The sequence below is a fragment of the Methylomonas sp. BG-2 genome (assembly GCF_057766305.1).
Genome location: NZ_JBYMAP010000215.1, coordinates 1 through 6,515 on the forward strand (window position 1 = coordinate 1; position 6,515 = coordinate 6,515).

7 protein-coding genes are annotated in these 6,515 nt (G+C 58.3%); all 7 read right to left on the bottom strand.

Annotation, left to right across the window (positions count from 1 at the left end; genetic code table 11):
• A partial coding sequence (locus AC3B8H_RS16815; RefSeq protein ID WP_488442702.1) for an addiction module protein occupies positions 1-194 on the bottom strand: 194 nt, incomplete at its 3' end.
• Positions 195-314: 120 nt separating this feature from the next.
• Positions 315-734, bottom strand: coding sequence for a secondary thiamine-phosphate synthase enzyme YjbQ (locus AC3B8H_RS16820; RefSeq protein WP_488442703.1), 420 nt, complete (start codon positions 732-734; stop codon positions 315-317).
• Positions 734-1,804 carry a uroporphyrinogen decarboxylase gene (gene hemE, locus AC3B8H_RS16825; RefSeq protein ID WP_488442704.1) on the bottom strand — a complete coding sequence of 357 codons (1,071 nt, stop codon included), beginning with the start codon at positions 1,802-1,804 and terminating at the stop codon, positions 734-736. Before hemE ends, AC3B8H_RS16820 begins: the two co-directional genes overlap by 1 nt.
• Before the next feature lie 21 nt (positions 1,805-1,825).
• The gene (locus AC3B8H_RS16830) at positions 1,826-3,400 is read right to left on the bottom strand and encodes an AAA family ATPase (RefSeq protein WP_488442705.1); all 1,575 of its coding nucleotides are present in this window, start codon (positions 3,398-3,400) and stop codon (positions 1,826-1,828) included.
• Positions 3,390-4,472, bottom strand: a complete 1,083-nt coding sequence (gene aroB / locus AC3B8H_RS16835; protein ID WP_488442706.1) for a 3-dehydroquinate synthase — start codon at positions 4,470-4,472, stop codon at positions 3,390-3,392. The genes AC3B8H_RS16830 and aroB overlap by 11 nt, the downstream gene beginning before the upstream one ends.
• The gene (locus AC3B8H_RS16840) at positions 4,453-4,998 is read right to left on the bottom strand and encodes a shikimate kinase (protein ID WP_168030032.1); all 546 of its coding nucleotides are present in this window, start codon (positions 4,996-4,998) and stop codon (positions 4,453-4,455) included. Before AC3B8H_RS16840 ends, aroB begins: the two co-directional genes overlap by 20 nt.
• A 314-nt stretch (positions 4,999-5,312) precedes the next feature.
• Positions 5,313-6,038, bottom strand: a complete 726-nt coding sequence (gene pyrF, locus AC3B8H_RS16845; RefSeq protein ID WP_488442707.1) for an orotidine-5'-phosphate decarboxylase — start codon at positions 6,036-6,038, stop codon at positions 5,313-5,315.
• Between the last annotated feature and the right edge of the window lie 477 nt (positions 6,039-6,515).

Below are 6,515 nucleotides of genomic sequence, written 5' to 3' on the forward strand. Positions count from 1 at the left end.
CGGCGCTTGGCCTCCTGCAAACTGAAAGTATTTTCCGTGCCGGCTGACAGTTTTGCAAGCCTGGCCGTGACAATATCCTCGTGCCAGGCCGGCGAGGCTAAGGGCGGTTTTTCATTGGAAATTGCATCCCAAAGTTGTTCCATCAGCGCTAGCTTTTGTTCGATCGGCAAGGTTTGAATTTCAATGTTTATCATGCTGCTCTCCGAAAAAAACTGACCGATCCGTAAATGCTTGCTCGGTTGTCAGGGTGATGAGCGGTTTACCAACTTTGCATTTTTTCACAAATGCTTCGAATTGTCGCTTTGCAGGCGAAGTTATTCCCCCTGCAAGGTTGCAACCAGCGTGCGCGACGCCGCGTGATTGCGGTGTTCGCATAAATAAATCCCTTGCCAGATGCCCAATGCCAATTGGCCGTCACCGACCGGTATCGTCAACGAACTCCCCAGTATCACGGTTTTGATGTGGGCGGGCATGTCGTCCGCGCCTTCGAGAGTATGGCGGTAGTAAGGTTCATTTTCGGGCACCGCTCGGGAAAAGTAACTTTCCAGATCGCGGCGCACGTCGGCGTCGGCATTTTCGTTGATCGCCAGCGAGGCCGAGGTGTGCTGCAAAAACAGATGCAGCAGGCCGACTTCCAATTCGCGAATTTCGGGTAACTGGCCGACGATCTCCCGGCTGACCAGATGAAAGCCGCGCGGTTTGGCCGCCAACTGCAGCCGCTTTTGCACCCACATCAGCCGGCGCGATGGTATTGCGGACTGAATTCGCGCACCGCATCGACCATCGCCTTGACGTGCTCGGGGTCGATGTCCGGCAAAATGCCGTGGCCCAGATTGAAGACGTGGCCGGAGCCATGGCCGAAGTCGTGCAGGATCTTGCCGACCTTGGCGCGGATTACCTCGGGTTTGGCGTACAAGGTTATCGGGTCCATGTTGCCTTGCAAGGCCACCTTGGCGCCGACGCGGGCGCGGGCGTTGGCGATGTCGGTTTGCCAATCGAGGCCGAGGGCGTCGTAGCCGGTGTCGGCCATCGTTTCCAGCCACAAGCCGCCGCCCTTGGTGAACAAAATGGTCGGGATTTGCCGGCCGTCACGCTGGGTGTTCAGCAGTTCCCGCACCTGGCGGGCGTAGCGCAACGAAAACTCCAGATAATCGTCATGGCTGAGCATGCCGCCCCAAGTGTCGAACAGCATCACCGCATCGGCGCCGGCGGCGATTTGCGCGTTCAAATACGCGGCAACCGCTTGCGCCAGTTTATCCAGCATTTGATGCATCAAGGCCGGCTCCTCGAACATCATACTTTTGACTTTCTGAAAGCTTTTGCTGCCCTTGCCTTCCACCATGTAGGTCGCCAAGGTCCAGGGACTGCCGGAAAAGCCGATCAGCGGCAGTTGGTTGCGCAGATTGGCCTTGATCAGCCGCACGGCATCGACGACGTAACGCAACTCAATTTCCGGGTCGGGAATCGGCAGGCGCCTGACATCGTCCGCGCTGCGCACCGGATGGGCGAATTGCGGGCCTTCGCCCTCGGCGAAGGACAGTCCCAGGCCCATCGCATCCGGTATCGTCAGAATGTCGGAAAACAGGATGGCGGCATCGAAGCCAAAACGCTCCAAGGGTTGCAGGGTTACTTCGCAAGCTAGCTCCGGATTGGTGCAAAGCTGCATAAAACTCCCCGCTTTGGTGCGGGTGGCCCGGTATTCGGGCAAATAGCGGCCGGCCTGGCGCATCATCCAGACCGGGGTGCGTTCGACCGGTTGTTTTAACAGCGCTCGGAGAAATAAGTCGTTTTCTAATGTTGTCATCGGTGAGAAGGTGGTGAGTGATCAGCGTTTGCCGTCTTTTTGAATGGCCTTGAACCGGATCGGCTGGGCGTTTTGAAATTCGCCGGGCATCAGCGTTTTAAACTGATTGGCTTCGGCCGGGCTGGCGAACGAGCCGTAAATCAGCACGAATTTTTCCTGGTCGCCTTGGCGAATCGTGTAGTACTTCAGACTCTCGCTGTATTCCGCGTATTTCTTGAAAAAGCGCGGCAGGCCGGCTTTATTCGACAGCGTCATGACTTGCAGCGTGTAATGATTGCCCGGTTGAGCGGCAATCCAGTCGCTATCGCCCTGATCGGACGGCTTGGCCGGTTTCGCCGGTTTTTCTGGCGGCTTGCCGGCGACGACTGGCGGCGTTGCGGATTCGGTTTTGCTTGGAGCCGCTGACGTTACGGCCGGTACCGGCGGCGCAACGGACGGCGTAGTCGCCGGGGCTGCGGCAACCGGCGCCGGAATGCTGGGCGCCGTTACCGGTGCTGGCGGGGCTGACACGGGCGCCGACGCGGTTTGCGCGGCGTTGGGTCCGTTATCGGCCGGCGCGGCTTTAGTCGTTTGCGGCAGCGCTGGAAGCGGCTGGGTGGATGGCGGCGCGGACGGCGCCGGTTTGGCCGCGTCGGCGGCCAACTCGTCAGCCCGCGCGACCGGTGCGGTTTCCGCAAGCGGTTTGGATTCCGGCACCGGCTGAGCCAGCGGGATTGCGGCGGGAGGATTCGCCGGCTCGGCCGGCACCGCTTGGATTATCGGCTGGCCGAGGGAAGGCGCCGCGACAATGGTTTCCTCGCCGCTGTGCGGCCACAACCAAGCCATTGCTCCGCCGGTACCGGCGATTACCGCGATGACGCCCAGCCAAAGGCCCCAACGCCCGCCGGTCCGGCCTTGCTGCTCGGCCAGTTTCGGCAGTTCTTCCAGAATCCGGCCGGGAATGCCGTGGGTTTCCAGATACAGCGCTTCGATAAACGGGTCGGTCACCGCGCTGAACGAAATGGCCGAATTCGGTTGGGCCGACAGGTTTTGCAGAAAGTCCCGATAATGGCGCTGCTTGAGCGGTGGCAGCTCGATGACGTGGGCGTCTTCGATGCGGCGGTCGGTGCCGGCCTTGATGCTGAATTGATCGTGGCTCAACGCGAACACCAGGTGCAATCCCGGCAGCGAATCGGCGAATTCGATCAACATCGTGATCAGACCCGGCATCAGATGACCAGCGTCGTCGATCAGCAACACCACCGCTTGCTTGCCGCACAGTTCGCGCAACAACGTTAAATCGAAACTGGCGGACAGATTGGTGACATTCAGGCCACGCAACAATTCGTTGACGATGCTTTCGAAGCTGGAAGACGCCGTGGCTTGCAACAGCGAGATTTGCCAGTTGTCTCGCTGGCTTTGCCTTAAAGCCTCCAATAACGTGGTTTTGCCGATGCCCGGCGGCCCGCAGACGACCAAGGCTTGTTGCAGATTACTCAGCAAGTGAACCAATAAGTCCAACTTTTGGCTACGCTCCGGCGTCAATAGGCTGCGCTCGGGCCTATGATCCAGCGTGCGTTTTTGGTAGCTGTAAGTCAGGCTATCGTTATCCAGCATAAGCGTTCAAGGTTGCCTGCAACGGCGCTCTCTCCACGCTGATCGGCAACAAGGCCTTGCCGAGCGCTGCCAACAAAATCACCCGGATCTTGCCGTCGACATTTTTCTTATCCACCGCCATCAAGTCCAGATATTGTTCGCTGCCCATCTCGGCCGGCGGCTGAGTCGGCAGGCCGGCGGCGCGTAAAATCGCCAGCACGCGGGCCACGTCGGCATCGCTCAGATAACCCAGCCGGCGCGACAAGTCGGCCGCGAAGCCGGTGCCTATCGCTACCGCCTCGCCGTGCAGATATTGGCCGTAACCGCAACCGGTTTCGATGGCGTGGCCGAAGGTGTGGCCCAGATTCAAGGTTGCCCGCACGCCGTTCTCGAATTCGTCTTCGCCGACCACCGCCGCCTTATTGGCGCAGGAGTGTTCGATCGCATACGCGAGCGCGTCTTTGTCGCGGGCCAGCAGCCGGGTCATGTTGGCTTCCAGCCAGTCCAGAAATTCCGGATCGCGGATCAGGCCGTATTTGATCACTTCGGCCAGGCCGGCCGATAGTTGGCGGTCGTCCAGCGTATCGAGTACATCGGCGTCGGCGATCACGCATTGCGGCTGATAAAACGCGCCTATCATGTTCTTGCCGAGCGGATGGTTGACTCCGGTCTTGCCGCCGACCGACGAATCGACTTGCGCCAGCAAGGTGGTCGGAATTTGAATGAAGGCGATGCCGCGCTGGTAGCAGGCCGCCGCGAAGCCGCCCATGTCGCCGATCACGCCGCCGCCCAGCGCGATCAGCGTGGCGTTGCGGCTGAATTTGTTGGCGAGCAGGCCGTCGAAAATCTTTTCCAGATACTGCAGGGTTTTGAACTGTTCGCCGTCGGGCAAAATGACCGTTTCGGTCTGGTAATCGCCGAGCGCGGCCAATAGCTTGGGCAGATACAACGGCGCTACCGTCTCGTTGCTGACGATCGCGACCTGCTTGGAACGGATGTGCCGGGTTAACAGCTCGGGTTGGCCGAGCAGGCCGGCGCCGATATAAATCGGATAGCTTCGTTGCTTGTCGAGTTCAACTCGCAGCTCTTTCATGGTTCTCCAGGGCGGCTTGATATTGCTGCAAAATGGTTTTGACGACGGTCTTGCCCGGTATCATTCCGGAATCGATTCTAAAGTCCGCGCACTCCCGGTACAGAGGGTCGCGGATCGCAAACAGTTCCTGCAAACGCTGGCGCGGATTCTCGGTGCGCAGCAGCGGCCGTTGAGTATCGTGCTTGGTGCGGTGCAGAATCCTGTCTATCGAGCAATGCAGATAGACGACGAAGCCGCGCGTTTTCAAGGCTTCGCGGTTTTCCGGCCGCAGTATCGAGCCGCCCCCGGTCGCCATCACGATGCCGTCCAAACCGGTTAACTGGCGAATCATCGCTTGCTCCCGGTTGCGAAATCCTTCCTCGCCCTCGTAGGCGAATATGGTTGGAATGTCGGTGCCGGTGGTTTCTTCGATGACCTTGTCGCTGTCGTAAAACGGCCATTGCATGGCTTTCGCGACTTGCTTGCCTATCGTGGTTTTGCCGACACCCATCAGGCCGATCAGATAGATATTGGGAGCTGGTTTCATGGCGCGGACGGGAAGCGGCTATCAAAAAATCCGGCCATTATGCCGTCTTTTGCCTGCAAACGAAACGTCGGCCGCCCCGCGCGCGCTGCAAATCGAGATTTGCACTCCGTTCAAGTAAGGCTCGATGCTGGAGTGCAAACCTGGGTTTGCACCGCGCCTATTTCGAATTGGGCCTGCGATCCCGGACAAATCGAGATTTGCGGTTCGCGCGAGCTCGGGCTGAGTCGCTCATGCGGGAGTGCCGCAAATCGAGATTTGCACTCCATTCGAGTAAGGCTCGATGCTGGAGTGCAAACCTGGGTTTGCACCGTTTGCTATTGGAACTGAGCCGCAATCTGCTGCTGAATTTTTTCCGCCATGGCCTTGCGGTCGGCCGCATCCCGGATCGGCCGGCCCACTACCAGATAATCGGCGCCGCTTTGCAAAGCTTGTTCGACGCTAACCGCCCGTTTTTGATCGTCGTCTTCACGATTATCGACCGGCCGGATGCCCGGCGTAATCACCAATAATCTGTCGCCCAACTGCGAACGAATCAATTCCGCTTCCAAGCCCGACGATACGATGCCGTCGCAACCGATTTGCAGCGCTCGCTTGGCACGCGACAGCACCAATTCGCGCACGTCGCATTGAAAGCCCAAGTCGTCCAAGTCGCCCCGGTCCAGGCTGGTCAAAGCCGTCACCGCCAATACCTTCAGATTACCTTTGGCCGCGGCCGCCGCTTCCATAATCGAATCGTTGCCGTGTATTGTCGCCAGGTCCACGCCCTTGCCGCTCAGGGCCTTGATTGCTCGCCCCACCGTGGCGGGAATGTCGAAGAACTTAAGATCCACGAACACCTTTTTGTCGCGCGCCTTCAGCCATTCGATAAAGCCGAAATAGTCGCCGGACATGAACAGCTCCATGCCGACCTTATAAAACACCACCGAATCGCCGAGTTCTTCGACCAAGGCTTTGGCTTCTTCGATGCTGGCAACGTCCAGCGCCATGATCAGGCGTTCGCGGGGAGGGATGGCTTTTTGAGAGACAAAGGTATTTGACATGAGAAATCCGAATTTGCGTTAACGGCAAGATTTTAACCGCAAGCGGACTTTAAATTGGGAGCATTTACGGACCCGTGAAAAGTCGGGGTGTTCATTGAGGCGCAAGCGTCGTGTCCGTGCGGGAAGGGCGCCCCGTGGCAAGGCGGCGGAATAGGAATAATGGACGGCCTGTCGCCTCACTGGAGGACTACTATCGCAGGAAACTTTCCTGAAAAACTTTCGCGGAGTGCTTTTTTGCATCATCATTGACCTTGGAAAGCCAGGGGGGCAATCGAAGGCGAGAACATTAGGATGTCATTAAAAATGACCGGTTCCAATGTCGTTGGCGTATAACTCGACGGTTTTGTTTATTCCCACCCTCGAGTTCACTCGTAGGATAGGTAGCCTTAAGTCGTTGATTAGACGGTCAAAGGTTTCGTGGAAAGACATGCGGGAAGGTTGTCGGCGTGGCGGCAAACCAAAATGGTGCGGTGGTGC